The sequence below is a fragment of the Candidatus Gracilibacteria bacterium genome (assembly GCA_028687475.1).
In the GTDB taxonomy this organism is placed as follows: Bacteria; Patescibacteriota; Gracilibacteria; order BD1-5; family UBA2023; genus STC-74.
This window is the reverse complement of record JAQUAB010000002.1, coordinates 110,836-128,239: the sequence shown is the minus strand read 5'-3', so window position 1 is coordinate 128,239 and position 17,404 is coordinate 110,836. Positions and strand designations below refer to the sequence as shown.

18 protein-coding genes are annotated in these 17,404 nt (G+C 38.4%); 6 read left to right on the top strand and 12 right to left on the bottom strand.

What is annotated here, in order from left to right; all coding sequences use genetic code 25:
• Nucleotides 1-3: 3 nt before the first annotated feature.
• Nucleotides 4-903, bottom strand: a complete 900-nt coding sequence (locus PHY14_03455) for a class A beta-lactamase-related serine hydrolase (protein MDD2693965.1) — start codon at nt 901-903, stop codon at nt 4-6.
• A gap of 180 nt (nt 904-1,083) precedes the next feature.
• On the opposite strand from PHY14_03455, the gene metG reads away from it, so the two are divergent.
• Together metG and PHY14_03445 are read left to right on the top strand one after the other, a co-directional pair.
• The gene (gene metG, locus PHY14_03450; protein MDD2693964.1) at nt 1,084-2,577 is read left to right on the top strand and encodes a methionine--tRNA ligase; all 1,494 of its coding nucleotides are present in this window, start codon (nt 1,084-1,086) and stop codon (nt 2,575-2,577) included.
• A 30-nt stretch (nt 2,578-2,607) separates the two neighbouring features.
• On the top strand, nt 2,608-3,198 hold the full coding sequence (locus PHY14_03445) for an NUDIX hydrolase (protein MDD2693963.1): 591 nt from the start codon (nt 2,608-2,610) through the stop codon (nt 3,196-3,198).
• Between the two features lie 6 nt (nt 3,199-3,204).
• Here PHY14_03445 and PHY14_03440 read toward each other — a convergent pair whose 3' ends face one another.
• Both PHY14_03440 and PHY14_03435 read right to left on the bottom strand, forming a co-directional pair.
• Nucleotides 3,205-4,896 carry a hypothetical protein gene (locus PHY14_03440; protein ID MDD2693962.1) on the bottom strand — a complete coding sequence of 564 codons (1,692 nt, stop codon included), beginning with the start codon at nt 4,894-4,896 and terminating at the stop codon, nt 3,205-3,207.
• A 121-nt stretch (nt 4,897-5,017) separates the two neighbouring features.
• On the bottom strand, nt 5,018-5,236 hold the full coding sequence (locus tag PHY14_03435; protein ID MDD2693961.1) for a hypothetical protein: 219 nt from the start codon (nt 5,234-5,236) through the stop codon (nt 5,018-5,020).
• Between the two features lie 64 nt (nt 5,237-5,300).
• Between PHY14_03435 and PHY14_03430 the strand changes: the two genes are divergently transcribed.
• The gene (locus PHY14_03430) at nt 5,301-5,861 is read left to right on the top strand and encodes a RecX family transcriptional regulator (GenBank protein MDD2693960.1); all 561 of its coding nucleotides are present in this window, start codon (nt 5,301-5,303) and stop codon (nt 5,859-5,861) included.
• 11 nt (nt 5,862-5,872) lie between these two features.
• Nucleotides 5,873-7,195: a DNA repair protein RadA gene (gene radA, locus PHY14_03425; protein ID MDD2693959.1), complete on the top strand. Its 1,323-nt coding sequence runs from the start codon at nt 5,873-5,875 to the stop codon at nt 7,193-7,195.
• Between the two features lie 46 nt (nt 7,196-7,241).
• Here radA and PHY14_03420 read toward each other — a convergent pair whose 3' ends face one another.
• The 6 genes from PHY14_03420 to PHY14_03395 form a co-directional block, all read right to left on the bottom strand.
• Entirely contained in the window at nt 7,242-8,855 is a 1,614-nt protein-coding gene (locus PHY14_03420; protein ID MDD2693958.1) for a hypothetical protein, read from the bottom strand.
• Between the two features lie 116 nt (nt 8,856-8,971).
• Complete coding sequence (locus PHY14_03415; protein MDD2693957.1) at nt 8,972-9,646, bottom strand: hypothetical protein; 675 nt, start codon at nt 9,644-9,646, stop codon at nt 8,972-8,974.
• A gap of 128 nt (nt 9,647-9,774) precedes the next feature.
• Nucleotides 9,775-10,446, bottom strand: a complete 672-nt coding sequence (locus tag PHY14_03410; protein ID MDD2693956.1) for a hypothetical protein — start codon at nt 10,444-10,446, stop codon at nt 9,775-9,777.
• A 147-nt stretch (nt 10,447-10,593) separates the two neighbouring features.
• Nucleotides 10,594-11,367 carry a hypothetical protein gene (locus PHY14_03405; protein ID MDD2693955.1) on the bottom strand — a complete coding sequence of 258 codons (774 nt, stop codon included), beginning with the start codon at nt 11,365-11,367 and terminating at the stop codon, nt 10,594-10,596.
• Nucleotides 11,368-11,427: 60 nt separating this feature from the next.
• Nucleotides 11,428-12,222 (bottom strand): deoxynucleoside kinase, encoded by a 795-nt coding sequence (locus tag PHY14_03400; protein ID MDD2693954.1) that lies wholly within the window; start codon nt 12,220-12,222, stop codon nt 11,428-11,430.
• A 176-nt stretch (nt 12,223-12,398) separates the two neighbouring features.
• A complete protein-coding gene (locus PHY14_03395) occupies nt 12,399-13,076 on the bottom strand; it encodes a hypothetical protein (protein ID MDD2693953.1) in 678 nt (225 codons plus the stop codon).
• A 78-nt stretch (nt 13,077-13,154) separates the two neighbouring features.
• Between PHY14_03395 and PHY14_03390 the strand changes: the two genes are divergently transcribed.
• Both PHY14_03390 and PHY14_03385 read left to right on the top strand, forming a co-directional pair.
• Nucleotides 13,155-14,174 (top strand): hypothetical protein, encoded by a 1,020-nt coding sequence (locus PHY14_03390; GenBank protein ID MDD2693952.1) that lies wholly within the window; start codon nt 13,155-13,157, stop codon nt 14,172-14,174.
• 7 nt (nt 14,175-14,181) lie between these two features.
• Nucleotides 14,182-14,976: a TatD family hydrolase gene (locus tag PHY14_03385; protein ID MDD2693951.1), complete on the top strand. Its 795-nt coding sequence runs from the start codon at nt 14,182-14,184 to the stop codon at nt 14,974-14,976.
• 4 nt (nt 14,977-14,980) lie between these two features.
• Here the strand turns inward: PHY14_03385 and PHY14_03380 are convergent, their stop codons facing one another.
• The 3 genes from PHY14_03380 to PHY14_03370 form a co-directional block, all read right to left on the bottom strand.
• Nucleotides 14,981-16,039 (bottom strand): PilT/PilU family type 4a pilus ATPase, encoded by a 1,059-nt coding sequence (locus PHY14_03380; protein ID MDD2693950.1) that lies wholly within the window; start codon nt 16,037-16,039, stop codon nt 14,981-14,983.
• 109 nt (nt 16,040-16,148) lie between these two features.
• Nucleotides 16,149-16,442, bottom strand: coding sequence for a hypothetical protein (locus PHY14_03375; GenBank protein MDD2693949.1), 294 nt, complete (start codon nt 16,440-16,442; stop codon nt 16,149-16,151).
• Between the two features lie 758 nt (nt 16,443-17,200).
• Nucleotides 17,201-17,395 (bottom strand): hypothetical protein, encoded by a 195-nt coding sequence (locus PHY14_03370; protein MDD2693948.1) that lies wholly within the window; start codon nt 17,393-17,395, stop codon nt 17,201-17,203.
• Nucleotides 17,396-17,404: the final 9 nt, after the last annotated feature.

The window sequence follows — 17,404 nt, the reverse complement described above, 5'->3', positions numbered from 1 at the left end:
TCATTACTGAGGATATGTCTGAGATACTTCGTCGTATATGGTCTTGGAGGTATCTTGCACAATTTCTGAGAGAGATTCTATATCTCCACTTCACCGAGTCATAATACAGATGAGGTATGGATATGGAGTATAGTATACAATCCCACAATCATGAAGCTGATTGATGGAACTCCCATTTTCGTCGATCATTTCTCTCTCCCCGAACTTGTGAGCTATGACAATATCACTTGGGATTTTCCCTGCCAGACCACCGCGGAACTTTGATTCAGAGAGTAATTTGAGTGCCATCTCTGAATTTTCTCTTGTGAGATAGGAGGCATTATAGAGGATTCTGAAGAAAGAAGCATATTCCTTTACTGAGAGTGCATAATCAATGTCTCTCGGAAGAGGAATTCCGAGATCATTGAAGACCATATCTTGGATTCTTTCAGGGACATATTTGATGAGATTATTACTTGCAGTATTGTCTGAATATACAATCAGATGATAGAGAAGATCGGATATGAGATATCATGACCCAACTTGGATTTCTTCTTCTGGAGGATATTCTTGAGATATTGTGTTAGCATCGTTCACGATTATTCATCTCTGGAGGATGTTCGGATCTTCTTCCTTCCACTTGAGATACATCAGAAGGATAGGGAGTTTCATGAGACTTGCAGGAGAAAAAGTAGTATTCTCGTTGATTCCGAACCAGGGGCCATTTTTGAGATTCCGAAAATAGAGGGATAAATGAGTATCAGGATGAGCATTCTCTATTTCTTCTATCTTTCTTGTGAGTTCTTTCTCGAATGGTAAATATTTCTGATTGTTGTCTATCGTGTCCGTTTCACATTCTACAAGGGGATTGATAAATTCATAACCAGATTGGCGTACACTGGTTACATCTGTATATGTATCCATGATCCATCATTGTGAAATCATATATCCGCATATTCCTCAGAGAACGAGGCAAAAAAATCAAAAAATAAATATACCTGATTTTGGAATGACTTTCATAGGATGTTCGTAAATTATTAAGTGAAGTATATTTGTTTTTTATAGAAGTCCAGCTATAGTGTACAGGATTTATACTATTTTCATATGGCGCAAAAATTCTTCATCACTACTCCAATTTATTATTCCAATGGTGTTCCACATATTGGGCATGCGTATTCTTCTCTTCTCGCTGATACCATTGCTCGATTTCATCGACTCAATAGGGAAGAAGTGCGTTTCTCGACTGGTGTGGATGAGAATTCTCAGAAAGTAGTCGAATCTGCCGAATCTCAATGAATGAAAGTGATGGATTATGCAGATATGATGGCATCGAAGCATCAAGCAGTTTGGGATGGTATCGGAATCGAATATACGGATTTCATTCGTACGACTGAGCCTCGTCATCGTGATTTTGTACAATGAGTTCTCCAGAAATCGTTCGATAATGGTGATATCTATGAGGGAATGTATGAGGGTCTCTATTGTGTCGGTTGTGAAGCCTTCAAAAAAGAATCCGATCTTGTGGATGGAAAATGTAGTGACCATCCGAATAAGCCACTTCAACACTTGAAGGAGAAAAATTATTTCTTCCGTCTCTCGAAATATCAGGAGAAAATCCTTGAATTTTATTCTAGCCATCCTGATTTTGTGAAACCACGAAGCCGATACAATGAGATTATTGAGTTCGTAAAATGAGGATTAGAAGATTTTTCTATTTCACGAGAAACCAATAAATTCGGGATTCCTCTTCCCTTTGACTCCGAACAGGTGACATATGTCTGGTATGATGCGCTCTTCAACTATCTCACAGTCGTACAAGATGATGAGAAAAAATGGTGGCCAGCTGATATGCATATTATCGGGAAAGATATCGTGAAGTTCCATGGAATATATTGGCTTGCGATGCTCTGGAGTGCTGGATATGAGGCACCGAAGCAACTTCTGACAACTGGATATTTTACGGTCGATGGACAGAAAATGTCGAAAACTATCGGAAATGTGATAGATCCAGTAGGATATGTGGCGGAGTATTCTCGTGACATGCTTGCTTTATATCTCTTTACAGCTTTTCCTATTGGAGAAGATGGGGATTTCGATAGGGAACAGGCTATTCTGACTTTCAACGCGAAGCTCTCGAATAATCTCGGAAATCTTCTGAATCGTTTTATAGCGCTCTCATTGAAGCTCGATTGATCTATAGAATGAAATGTTGGAAAAGTATGAATTGATAAAATAGAGCAATATTTTCATCTCATGGATAATCATGATCTGAAAAGTGCACTCGAATTCGCATTCGAATATGCAAGTGAGATCAACAAATATGTCGATGATATGACTCCATGGAAAATCGCAATCGAGACACAAGAAGAAAAAGAAAAACTAGAAAACATACTTTTCATACTTATATCAAATCTCAGAAAAATAGCACTCATGTTACTTCCATTTTTTGATTCCAAAATGCGTGAGTTGCTTCAGAGAATTAGTGTGAATTATGATGATACTATCTCCTTTCGTGAGAATATGGAGATTGATCCAGTGAGATTCTTTGTCGCGGAGAAAGGGAATCCATTGTATATGCGAATCGATACGAACAGATAAAGATATAAACCTATTTTCAGAAACTAATATATGCAATCACAATTTCCAAAACACCCTCGAATTCCAAATCAGGCAGAATGTGTTTTTTCTGGAGTTCGTTCCGATGTGTATCAGTGGAATCAAGAAATGTATGATGGATCATATCAGGTTTTTGAGATGCTTCGTTTCCTGGATGGATCTTTCTCTGTTGCTATCACTCCTGAAGGAAATATCCTCATCACTGACCAAGAACAGCCCGCAAAAATTGCACCATTTCTCGGGCTTCCGGGTGGTTCATTCGATGTTCCAGATGAAGATCCACTTCTCTGTGCCCAGCGTGAACTACTCGAAGAGACAGGATATGTGAGTGATGAATGGCTTCCGTGGCATACCTTCAACGGAACAGGAAATATTGCGACATATACATATTTCTATATAGCACGAAATGTACGAAAAATCCAAGAGGTACAACCAGATCCTGGAGAAAAAATTCGAGTTTTTTCCGTCACTTTTGATGAATTCATAGAACTCTCGAGTAATCCACGATTCCATCATCATTGGCCAATTATCCCGATTCTGTATGAAGCCCGTCTTGATCCTACAAAAAAAGAAGAACTCAGAAAGATCTTCTTTGATAAGTAATTTTGATTATAATTCCGCAATTCTCCACCCATTTTGATCCTTCAGCTTCAGGATGATGTGATTGTCATATCCGAATGACACTTCTGTTCCAAAGTCATCCCATAATCCAGGAAGGACTACTCCATTTTTTATCAAGGAATATTTTCCTATCTGGTCATCTCTTCTCACGAAGAGATACGTACGAGGATTCGTCACATCGAAAAACACATAATCATGCGAAATATCTGCATTCTGATAATGTGTATTTTGTACTAGAACTTCCGTATTTCGGTATATGTTCCATGTGCCATTCATGAGACCTGCATAAATCAGAGAAGAACCATCGGCACTCAGAGTTGGATTCATATATCCATCGAATCCACAGAGATTTCCACGATATTTCGTAAAGAGACAATACTTCATTCCTCCCATTGGTTTCGCGAAATATGCATAATATCCTCCATTGTTCTCGAGGAATAATTCTCGAATATCATCATATCCAGGAGAGAGTATCTGCCCATCGTAGACAATCTTTTTTTCTCTATCTTGAGAGATAATATAAATACTGTGGGAACCATTGGAAATATATGTTCCTGTCTGGTATCATGATTCTACTTTCCAGAGCGTTTCTCCATTCTTCACTATTTGGAGACTTCAACTCGACATCACGAGAGACATGAGATCATATCATCAAGTCGATAAATTCATCGAGTATACTTTTTCATACTCTCATCATTCTTGTCATTTTATCTTTTTTATGATTGTTTTTCCAGATGCAGTTTTCTCAGTCCATGCAATTACTTTTTTGTCTCATGAGAGTATAGGATTCGATATACTCCCGGAATAATCAAACGACCAAGAAGATTTCGTCGATCGTATATTCCAGTCACTTCCACTATGGAGAAGTAGGGTATCTTTCCCAATTATACTGGCGTTTGGGAGGAGAATACCTCCAGAATATGCACGCTGTTCGGCATCGGTCGTGTAGAGTTGGCTATTGATATATACAGGTTTCCCAATACTTCCAGTCAGAACTTTTACTCAACGAGGATTCTTGAGACGGATGATACTTCCACTCTGATCCTTGGTCGTGAGAAGAAAAGTCTCAGTCTTTCTATCATAGTGTAGTTCGGATATTTCCATATATGGTGCTGAGAGAATGATTCCACCACTCATGTATGTAATATTCTCTCTTCCGAACACTTCTTCGAGAACACTTGTCTTGTGACTCTTATCTGTGAAAGAGAGTGAGATAAGAATAATTACTCCAGCAATACAAGCTAGAGTAAAACTCCCAACAATTCCGAGAAGTGTATCTATAGTTTGTTTGAAGTCAGATGCATTTTCATCTTCATCTTTCTGTGTATATATGCGAAAGAGAATAATCACCCCAATAAGAAGAAATATCCATCCCCAAGAAAAACCACTTGTTTCGATCCCTGTTTTTGTTTCCATGACTTGTCCAGAGAGTGTCAGAAAAAAAAGAACACCAATCATTCCAAGTATCAGGATACCATTATAACGAAATATTTTCCATGCATGAATCGATGCTGTATAAAAACCTATAATAAGAAAAAATAAGAGCATGTAGCTCAATATTCGCGCATCAGTCATTGGGTATGCTATATGATTCCCCATGACGCTTGTTCCAGGTGCGATGATCCCAGTAAAAATACTCATGATGGACAAGAGTGCGATATGTAAGCGAGAGATTCACATAGAGGAAAGTATATCTGATAGAGTCAATGGACATTGTACCGATTTTCTGTGGAATGCAAGAAAAAATCTGAAGCTTATTTCGTACTTCAGATTGAGTTATTGAGTGTATTTCGTGGTGTATCTAGATAACCATGAGCTCATGTTCTGATTGCACTGCAAGCGCACGATTTGCTTTGCTGATTTTCGCAATGGATTTTGTCTTGGAATCGGGCACAGGAAGTCTCGATTCTTCATTCAGTGCAAGGGAATGTTCGGATATACCATATGCCTTCAATGCCTGGAGACGTGAGGCATGTACTGCGAGGGCGTGAGGGCCCATATGTACAATATCTGATGTCATATTTGTATTTTTATGAGATATGTGTAGATTGTAGCACAATACTTTCTCTCCGTCAATTATTTGTATGAATCTCGAACTTCGGGTTGCCAACTATATGAGTCGATATGCTCCATCGGGGCTACGGATTCGTGAATATCTCTCGAAAAAGAAATGTCAGAATATAGAAAAATTTCTCACAGATATTGGATATGATGAAGAACTGATGATTGCTCTGTGGATGCGGACATTTCTATCACTCGGAAAAGGGAGAAAAGAAATGGAAATGAAACTTCTCAAAAAATGATTTGCTCGAGAACTGATTCGTGCGAAAATCGAAGAAAATATGACTGAGATTGAAGATTGGGAATACCAAAAATCATCTATCTTTCGTCAGATTGACACTCTTCTGAACCGTGGAAAATCCTGTCGGATAGTCTCGATGACGCTCATCCAAAAATATCCTTACTTTCGTGATGAAATCAACAATATCATCTCTGAAATGAGTGATATGGATTCTCTGAAAAAAGAAGTGCAAAAGTATAAAAATCGATATACTATGACTGATCCAAAGCATCGTGAGAAAATCATTGCTGCATTTTTGCGGAAAGGGTTTTCGTATAGTGATATAAAAAGGGAATTATCATAACATAAAAATCTATGTTTATCTGTTCATCATGTCATGCATCCACACCAAAATGGGTATGAAAATGTCCTACTTGTGGCGATTGGAATACTCTCGAGGAATCCAAGCTCGATACCAAAAAAGGGAAGAGTATATCAGGAAAGAAAATAGAAGTATGAAAAATCCAACTCTGAACTGACTCGATTCTTGAGAAGATGAAAAGTTCAAGTAGTGAGCTCGATAGCGTCCTCGGTGGTGGTATAACTCCAGGAAGTCTCGTCCTTCTCTCAGGTGAGCCAGGAATCGGGAAATCGACACTTGCTCTCCAGATGAGCGAGTGGTATGCATCTCAGTGAGAACAGGTTCTCTATGTGAGCTGAGAAGAACATATAGGTCAGATATCGATGCGAGCAAAAAGGCTCGGTGTCGCGAGCGAAAATATTTCTCTGATTTCAGAGTCGAACTTCGATGATATCATCGCAACACTCGAACTTCATCCTGCAGAGATTATTATTGTTGACTCTATTTCTGTGCTTTCGAGCGATCGGATCGATGGAAGTCCTGGAAGTATCTCACAGATACGTATTATGACGGAACTGTTCATGAATCTCGCGAAGAAAACGAACAAATCGATACTTCTCATTGGTCATGTGACCAAAGATGGATCTATCTCAGGTCCGAAATCTCTCGAACATCTTGTGGACGTAGTATTATTTCTCGAATGAGTTCGTACCGAGAATTATCGTATCCTCCGCGCGTTCAAGAATCGATTCGGTTCTACGGATAATGTTGGGCTTTTTCGTATGGAAGAATCTGGACTGATCGATATTCCGAATCCAGGACTCGAATTCATCGATCCAGAAAATACCAAACTATCAGGTTCGGCACTCACATTCACGATAGAAGGGAATCGTCCTATATTGGTCGAGATAGAATCACTCACAACCTATACGAAGTTCGGTTATCCGAAACGATCTTCTCGTGGAGTCTCTCAAGGGAAAATCGATCTTTTGATCGCAGTGATGAGTAAATTCACAAAAATAAAACTCGAAGATTATGATGTGTATCTGAATGTTGGAAGGGGGCTTTCTCTCACGGAGCCTGGTGTAGATCTCGCATGTATCGCTGCGATGATGAGTTCTCGATCTGGCAAATCTCTTGGGCGTTCGATTTTTCTCGGAGAAGTATCACTTACAGGAGTGGTGAAGAATGTATATTTCCTCGAGAAACGTATCACAGAAGCGATAAAACTTGGATTCACTCGCATTATCATTCCAGCGCAATATACAGGCAATATTCCTTCAGGAATCGAAGTGGTAAAAATCGGAAAGATAGCAGAGTTGGAAGGGTTGATTTAGATATTGGTTTCGAAAAAACCTCTCAAGAATTTGAGAGGTTTTTGTATTATGCTTCAGGATTGGTTGGAGCTTCTTTCTTAGTGCTAGGTTTTCTTGGTGTGGTAGCTTTTCTTGTGATAGGTTTCTTTTCTGTTGGTTTTTTCGGAGGAGATACTTTCTTTGTCGTTTGAGGTTTTGGAGTTTCTTTTTTTGAGTCAGAATTCTTTGTAGGAGTTTCTTTCTTTGTACTTGATTTTGTCTTCACAGGAGTTAATGAAGCTTTTTTTATTGTAGTACGTTTTTTCTGTTCGAGAATTTTCTGAGCATTGATTTTTGCTTTCTCGAGTTCATTTATCTCATCTTCGAGTTCATCTACTTCTTCTTCGAGATCTTCATTTTCTTCCTCGAGTTCCTCGATACGAGACTTTTTGCGAAAGAGAATCCAGATAAGAACTATGATGAATAATGCAAGCAAAATACCACCAATATTGAGCGTTTTTGCTATATATTTGTACTGAATCATTATATCCTTCTCGAATTCTACAGGAACAACCTTGTTATCTTTACCGATATATTCCAGAGAAACTCTAGCTTTTATGAGCTTTTTCCCGGTTCGTATCTCGAGTTTCTCCCATGGAAAAATCATCGCAGCATCCTTCATAGTGAGCTCAGAATAGTAATCTCCAGGATCTTGGTATTTCACTATCACTTTTCCATCTTCGTATCATTCGTATGCAAATCCCTTCCAGTCCACACTATATATACGTCTCCTATCTCCGTCTGGAAGTACACTCCCACCTTCGTCATTAATCGGAAGATAGTCTACAACTCTCTCACCGACATAGAGTCCTTCGGCAGTTTTTATTGACTCTTTTCCTACTTTTTTTAGGAGATTTCCATTCTCATCATAGAGCTCAATTTGCCCAATAGGACGAACATCGATATTTCCAGAATTGGTGACGGGAATACTGAATTTGACATTAAAATCCGTATTTTCTTTTTCGAGTGTTGGAGCACTCCAGAGAGGATCAAGTGAATCTTTCAAGAAATTCAGGGCTCATGACCATGTTTTGGTATCTGTTGGTGCTTTTATGAATTCACTTATTGGATGAACTTCTGGAGCACTCGAAAAAGATGTCTCAACGTTCACTCCTTCAAATTCAACGTCATAAATGATATCTCCAGAAACCGTCACCTGAAAAAGAGTACTGAGCTGATAAATCATGGTCACTGCGGAACCACCATTTGTACTCGGTACTTCTGGAGTGAAGTATACGATACCATAATGTCATCCAGGAAGTGCATTTGTTGGTGCAGAAAATGTGATTTGTATCTTTTTTTGTTGCCTTGGCTTGAGAGTAAAATGTTGATACTCACCAAACGACATCCAACTCGAAAGACTTTTTCTATCCATACCATTGCCCTTGTATGTATGACAAATTGGTGCTCATTGGTGCACGTCAGCTATACAATCGCCACCACTGAGATTGAGAGTGTATGTTTCGGTGTTTGAGTTATTGAATACAATAATCTCTCTCGTTACGGTTTGTCATGGATCCATAGAGAATTCATTGCGAGGTGGGGAAATACCTATCTCAGCGGTGAGTCCGACAGCAAAAACTCCTGCAGGAAGGATAATCTGAGTGAGGAGAAATACGAAGAATAATCGAAAAAATCTCATAATGATGAAGAGTAAGAATATCACCCATAATAGAAAAACTCTTCCAAAAAGCAAAAAGTCCTTCCTGAGAAACATAAGGACTTTTTTCTGAGATTATGTGTTATTAATATTTTCGTCTAGAAATTTCCAGAAACGGTGATTTTTATGACATCTCTATAGTCTCCTGCAGGTGTTTGCCCATTTGGCTTAGCTACCACAGAAAAAGTAAAATCATCAATATTAGTAAGTGGTTGTGGTTTATTGGAACTATATATAGTTGTAGCAGATGTAGAGTTAATTTCTACATCTATAGCACCAGATTGTGTGAATCAGAGGGCAGTGGAATCTGTTGTTCCCAGAACACTGACGAATTTGTAGCTATCTGCAGCACCATCTGTAGAGAGAGAATTGATGATTATAGAACTATTGCTCGTATTTTGGAGTCCGCCATTTGTCGATTGCGCGCTGACAGAAGCACCATTGACAGCATTGGTTCCGATTTCTATATCTACGGTTCCTGTAGAATATGTAGTACTAGAAAGATTTCCTAATGTGAGAGTTCCTGATCCGGAAATAGTCATATTCAAAGTAGGGAGAACACGTCCAGTGACGACGATACCATTGATGGTCCCACTCGCACTCGATCCGACGAAAGTATCGTTCCAATTGATATTCGTCGTGAGGGCACCGCTTCCAGTCACAGTACCATTACCAATTACAGAAGCATATAATCTCGGAGAAATCTCACTCATAGAAAGAATCACGGAGAGTCCAAATATGAAAACAGTGCGAAAAAGAGATAAGGGTTTCATATTGACAAGGGTTATATCAGAAAAGTATACCTCAAGTCTCCCATATATTCTCATATAATGCAATTTCACCTACAAAAAATCCTGTCATTTTGACAGGATTTTTCCGTATTATATCGTATTATATATTTCTAGAAATTTCCAGAGACAGTCACGACAACTACATCACTATATGATCCTGCTGGAGTTTCGAGTCCTGGTTTTGCAGCGACAACAAATGTCACATCGTCAATTCCTTCTATTTTTTGAGGCTTATTAGATGTGTAGAGAATATGACTTGTTGTATTATCTGCTACTTCTACACCAGATGCAATAGGTGATGTTTGATTGAAAGATGTGTAGCTCGAATCATCATTACCAAGGATTCCAGAGAATTTGTAACTATCAGCAATCTCATCATCAGTAGAACTATTCACATATACTCATGGGTTTGCAGCATTCTGGAGTCCTCCCTTTGTGGAACGTACTGTTATAGTGGCTCCGTTGACAGCATTGGTTCCGAGTTCGACGTCGACACTCCCTGAAGAGTAGATATCACTCGAAAGGGTTCCGAGATCGATAACACCATCCCCGTCAATAATCATATTGAGAACAGGAAGAATTTTTGCTTGGATAGCAATACCATCGACTGCACCAGTTGCCATACCTGGGAAATTGTCATCCCAGACTACATCTGTAGTGAGAGCACCACTTCCAACGACAGAACCACTTCCAATAGTTGTGGCACCGAATGATGTTGCCGCAGAAACCATCATACCAGCTGCAAGTACTCCAGAAAGGAGTTTCTTAGAATTTGTGAGCATATGTGTATTTGTTATAGGATAATATGCTTGTATAAGATAGCATATAAATGTCCATATGTCAAAATTATTTTATGAATTAGTTATATAATAAGTAAATAACCATATAGAGCTATATAGTTATTTACTTTGTTGTGTATTATTTTGATACTAGATGATGGCATCCATTACTTTCTTTCGCAATTCTGACTCTACGTTCACAAGGGGTGCTTCACCGTTGATAGTGATGATTTTTGGTGTTCTGGAAGCGAAAACAGACTTGTAGGTCTCAATAATATTTCCTTGAGTTTTTCGTATAAAAGCCTTTTTATCATTTCGAGTCATCTTTTTCCCTTCTGGAGAATAGACAAGATTATTGATAAATTCCAATGCAAGAAGTGTACCCTCAGCCTTTTTCCCGCTTCTTGTCAGAGATTTATGTTCTTTCCATGCTCTTTTCTGTAAGCGGTTGAGAGATTCTTCCAGTTCGATAGTAATACCAACAGTAATAGCTTTATCAAAAAGTTCTTTGTAGATGGTATTTCTCCACCAGAGAAGTCATTTTTCCAATTGGTCTATATTCATACCAATCATAAGTCCTCGCACAATGAGAGTCTCCATACTCCGATCCATTATAACAATGTAGTTTTTTTTCAGTGCCGGAATAACCTCTCTTTCTATTCGATAGAGGAGATCAGCCGTCTGGAAAAAAAGATTTGTTTCGGGAAGAACTCTTTCGTCAATTTTTGGAAGTGCTTCATTTTTTCGCAAGAAGTTACCGATGATAGGGGAACGTTTCCATTCTGATACAATCACTCTGTGTCCTTCGTCTTCGAGGAGTCTTTTGAGAATTTTGATTTCTGTAGTTTTGCCAGATCCATCAGCCCCCTCGAATATAATAAGGGTTCCAGGAAGGGCATGACAATTACTGATATTTGGACGCATGTTGAGGAAATTACGAGTTATGAATAATAAGTTATGAACACAGGAATATAATTCATGTTATTATTTTTTTTCTGAATAATGAATACCCATGAGTCGGACGTCATATTTTTTCTCGAAATATTCAGCAATTTTTTCGATAAAAAGAGGAGTAGTCTTGTATACTGGAGCCGTACCATCAATAATATGCATACCACATCTTTCGGCGAGTGTATCATATCCTTCGATGACTTTCGTTTGGAATTTTTTGAAGCTCTCGATAATATTCTCAGAATAACGAACATCCATACCGGCTTCGTAGTGTTTCAGTGGATTGCGTCCGATAGCACGCTGGGCAGCAATATCTACAGGGATACGGAAGTAGAAAGCAAGATCTGGAATAGGGAAAAATGAGTCATAGAATGGCTTCAAATGTTCCATCTTGAGTCCACGAGCATATCCACGAGCTAGCGCCGTGTACATATATCGATCGCAGAGAACCACCATACCAGCACGGAGAGCTCCGCGCATTTCTGTCAGATAACGTTCCATGAAGTCCGCTGCATAAATGGTATCGAATACCGCTGCTGGCATATGCAAATCTGTTTTCTTGAGTTTCTTCTGCATGTCATGAATCTTCTCAGATGAATTCCATACACTGTGAACGCAGAAAAATCCATTCGATTCAAGAAGATTCTTGGCAATGAGGAGTTGTGTGGATTTTCCACTTCCATCCGAACCCTCAACAATGATGAGTGTTCACGGACGTTCTTCTGTAGAAAAGAACACATTCTGAGCTGATGGAACGATAGGTGAGTTGATAGTCTTTGGATTGGATGTTTTTTTGGGAGATGGAGTTTTTTTTGGACGTGGATTCATAAGTGTTTTTTTGATGACCATAGTATCATAAAAAAAACCGCTCTATAGTCAAAGAAACTCCTATATTTCTAGTAGCGTTTTTTGTGAAAAATGGTATCCATACATAATTTCTCTCTGTAAAATATTGTAGATTTCTTTTCTACATTATGACTCTATGCATACTATATGAGGTATATTTACTCTGGATTTTTACACAAGAATATTCGATCCAGGATATTTCTCGGATTCTCATTCACTTGGAATATCTGAATCATTGCTTCTTCAATTTGAGAAATTATTTCTCCTTCGGCATATCAGAGACTCTCGACGAGAATGCCGAGCGCAGTATCTTCATCATATTTACTTCCGTAGAGGAACTGTACGAGTTCGATCGGACTTCCAGCAAAATATCCACGAATCATTTCCCGCATTTCTTCTGGAATAGATTTCCGAGATTGTGTATGAAAAAGCGTAATCGTCCGCGAATGAATCGTCTCAATAATACTGGAAGGATTCCGAACAACGAGCAATATTATTGCATATTCTGGCGGTTCTTCCAATATTTTCAATACAGCATTCATCGCTTCTGGTGTTGCCTCATCGAAATTATTGAGAATGTAGATTGCCTTCTTCCCATACGGTTGAAGGGAAACTTCATTCATGAATCCACGCACATCGAGAATACTCATATGTTTTTTCTCATCACTTTTCTCATAGAGAAATACATTCTCCATATTTCCTGTTCTACATTCTTCGAGTGAAGTGATATGATGTCCTGTGAAGTGCTTCATACATTCGAGTGCACTGTTCTCATCGAGAATCACAGGAATATGCGGTCATTCTTGGGAAAAAGATGAGAGAAAATATTGGAGCATAGTTTTTCGGTTGCGAAATAGAGGAGAATTTGTATTTTCCTGATTTTCTCTATAATCTTCCTAATTGCAAATATTTCTATGCGTTCAAGACTTCTTGCCATCATTATCCTTTTTCTCCTCGTTGTTCTTCCATGAATAGCGTACTGGTATTTTTTCTATGCGAATACGAGTTCGATCACTTTTCAGTCGACTGAAAAGTGACTCACTTTCGATGTTTCTCTCGAAGGAAAGCTCGAATATACATATCTACCACTTGCGGACAAAGTTTTGGTTTTCCATCAGACATGTCAGGAAACTTGTACTATCGTGATTCCTCCCGCAAGATATACGTTCTCGCTCACAGCATCTGGTAAAGAAAATATTTCAGATAATATCACCATGACGATCGGACAAAAACAAAATTATCGTGCTGATTTTACCAATGCTTTTGTCTATTCTCCTATTACTGGAGAAAATATTGATACTACACTTGAATCATCACTTCTTGCGAATGCGATGAATTCTTTTTCCTGATCATTCCAATCTATCGGAACAGGGAAATGAGGGAAATATTTCGTACTTCGTACATTGGATCGTATTTCAGAAATTGGAATTCTTACTGCTGATAGATTTGTGAGCATTTCTTCGCTTCCATTCCAGCCAGAATCGATTGCTCTCGATATTTCGCGACAATATATTGTCCTCCAGCGTTGATCTGCTGACCAATACATTATTTCACTGGATGGCCATGAATCGACCGCATTTCCATATGATGATAGTATTGAGTTGGTTGATAATACGAATTCATGGAAGATCAAGACGAAAAATGGTGTATATGGTTTCGAGTATGGAAATTGGCAGAAAAATCCACGATTTACGGATTATATAGATATCTCACCTTCTCTTCGTATCGGATATATCGACACATCAGATTCAGCCAAACTCTCACTCCAGAATCTGAAAGAAAATACATCGTATATTATTTCTCTAGAGAGAAATACGGGAATTTCGAAAGTTCTCAAGACAGGCATGAATATTCAGGGATTTCTCTTCCACGATGGTTCACCCGCATTTCTCGATACAGAATGACGCGTGAATGAGATGCAGATTCAAGACTAAATTCACTATGATTATCGACACACATGCACATTGCTATTGGGAAACGCTTGAACCTCGCATCGACGAGGTAGTTTCGAATATGAGAAAAAATGGAATCACACAGGCGATTCAGATTGGCTGCGACGTTCTGACTTCCGAAAAAGCTATTGTTCTTGCACGTCGTTTTCCGTGAATTTTTTTCGCAACCGTCGGCTATCATCCAGAAGAATCACAAAATCAAGAAATCGGAGGAAAAGAAATGCAAGAACTCGAGGAACTTATCATCGAAAATCGTGATGTTATCGTCGGGATAGGGGAGACGGGATTGGATTATCATTATTTGACGGAAGGGAAGGAAGAAATACAAAAAGCGAATCAACGGGCTTGGTGGATATTCCAGTGGGAACTCGCTCAGAAATATGACTTACCACTTGTGATTCATACACGAGATGCGCGCGATGATACTCTCGCATTCATCCAGGAAAATGATATCCATCGATGCGTGATGCATTGTTTTTCTGAAGATTGGGATTTTGCCGATGAACTTCTTCGGTTTTCTGAAGATATTTATTTCTCTTTCTCAGGAATTCTCACATACAAAAATGCTTCCAAGATTCAAGAAGCTGCATCAAAAATTCCCTTGAATCGAATTCTTCTTGAGACGGATGCTCCATTTCTCGCACCACAAGAAGTCCGTGGCACGGTGAATGAGCCCGCGAATACACTTCTCACATTCGAAAAACTCTGTACATTGCGTACAGAGTCAAGAGAAGAAATCGAGAATACAGTATATCTGAATTCCCGAAGACTTTATCACATCTAGAAAACTAGAATCCTGTCGGAGTGTCGATATCGTTCATAAAATATCAGATATAGTCTTTCTCATCGACCAATCCTTGATCACGGAGCATATCTGCATATTTTCGCATAGAAATCATACCATCTTGATTTCCTATTTCGATAGTGTTGTTTATCTGTGCGAGATCTCCTTTTATGATGAGGTTTTTGATTCCAGAGTTTACGTACATCATTTCACGTATTGCGACACGACTCTTTTTATCTTTTGTCGGAATGAGTCTCTGAGAGAGTACTCCGATGAGCGATTCTCCGATACGTGCACGAATCTGAGGCTCAACTGTTGTCGGAAAGAATTGTGTCATACGATTGATCGTCTGGACGCTTCCAGATGTATGGAGTGTCGAGAATACAAGGTGTCCTGTTTCGGAGAGGCTGAGTGCTGTTTCCATAGTTTCTGCATCGCGGATTTCCCCGATCATGATGATATCAGAATCTTCACGCATCGCGGATTTGATCGCATTTCCGAATGAATGTGTATCTCGTCCGACTTCTCGTTGTGCGAAAATAGATTTCTTGTTCTTGAAGACGTATTCGATCGGATCTTCGATCGTGAGAATATGACTCGAACGTGTTTCATTGATCGTTTCGAGAATGGATGCCATTGATGTTGATTTTCCACTTCCTGTTGGTCCAGTCACGAGGAATAATCCTTGTTTTGCTTGGAGTACCTTCTTGATACTTTTTGGAATTCCGAGCTCTCCGAGATTCTTCACATTCTCCGAGATTCTTCTGAGTGCAATAGCAACCCTTCCGAGATATATATATGCATTTCCACGATAAGAGCTCCCATCACTATGGATATATCCAAAATCAATTTCGAGATTTTTCTCGAAGAATTCTATACGTTCCTTTTTTTTGTAGAGCAATTCGCTCAGCACTTCCAGCATAAATGGTTGTGTCGGGATGCTCATATCATTACTCCTCAAAAGCTCTCATTCGATGCGGAGAATCATTGGTTGTCCTTCTTTGAGATGGATATCAGATCATCCACGTTCGCTACATTCAGCGAAGATATTGTCGAGAATCATAAAAAAAAGATTAGAGATATGGTAATTGTAGCAGATATTTTCTATCAACACAAAGATACAGTTGTTATTTTTAGAAAATCCTGTTGACTTATAGATATTTTATTCTTTCTTATTGTACTTTCACGAGCACTCTCTGTAATTCCTCGAACTGTTCTATCTGCTTATCAAGCCGAGCCTGTTGAAGTTCAGAAATTTGTTCGAGTTCAATAGTTCAGTGAATATTTTGCTCGACTTCAGACTTGGCTTGTTCGAGAGTTTTCTGCTGTTCTTCGAGGCGAAGCTGGAGGTCGGAACGGAGATTAGAAAGGACATGAAGTATCCATTCTATTGTATCTCTTATTAATCTTCAGTATCTCTTATTAAGAGTTTTCTGTTGTTTTATCTTTTCATCTAACTTACTCAATTCTCCGCGAAATTCATTTATTTCATCGATTTTACCGAGAATTTCATCTATTGATTGTATAAGCTCTAATTTTGAATTGATAATTGTATATAGACTCCTTATATTTCGGAATATTTCTTTCAATCTTATTTTTCAATATTGACTAAAATGATACCGTGTTATACGAAAGAATAATTTTGTTCAATAGAATCATAATATTGGGTAAAATATAAATAAATATTCTACACCAACATCTCCACTACCTCCGACTTTTGTTCAAATCGACATAATAAGAAATGGTAATATTATAAACCATATAATACTCATGAATGATGCATATACACTTGCATCATAGTGAGATTTCTTTTCCAATTCACTTAGAAATCGATTATATCGGTTTAAAAATCGGGGCATTGTGATATTTGTAGAATTTTGCATATTTCCTATTTTACTTTCTCGAACCAACTCTGATGAGATTATATGATGATTCTACCAGAAATTTCATAGAAATACAAAATCCCCAACCGAATTACGGGTATTTCCGATAAATATCTTTCCGATGAAGGAATCTGTCGAGTTGAATATATGTATCTCAGATTATACGAAAGCCTAATCGATATTCTCCAAGCCTTATTCTATAAAACTCCTTGAACCCAGAAAGTTTCTTGATATTTGCAATATCTTGGAGTGAATTAGTTTTCTCTAGTAAGTCGATAAATTCAAAAATCTCCCGAATTTGTTCAGGAGATGCATATTTTTTGATATCTTTCTCGAATTACCTATGATATCTGACTTTCATATTTTGCCTTGAGCTCAGAAATTGGATAAGAGGTTTCTCCATTTTTCGCGATATGAAGACCAAACAGATGGTCTTCGAGTTCATCTAGATTGTATTCACGTACAAGTGTACGAAAGAAATCTTGATATTCTGCTTTCTTCGTTTCAGGAATGTTATCGATAATTACGCTAGTCATGATGGAATT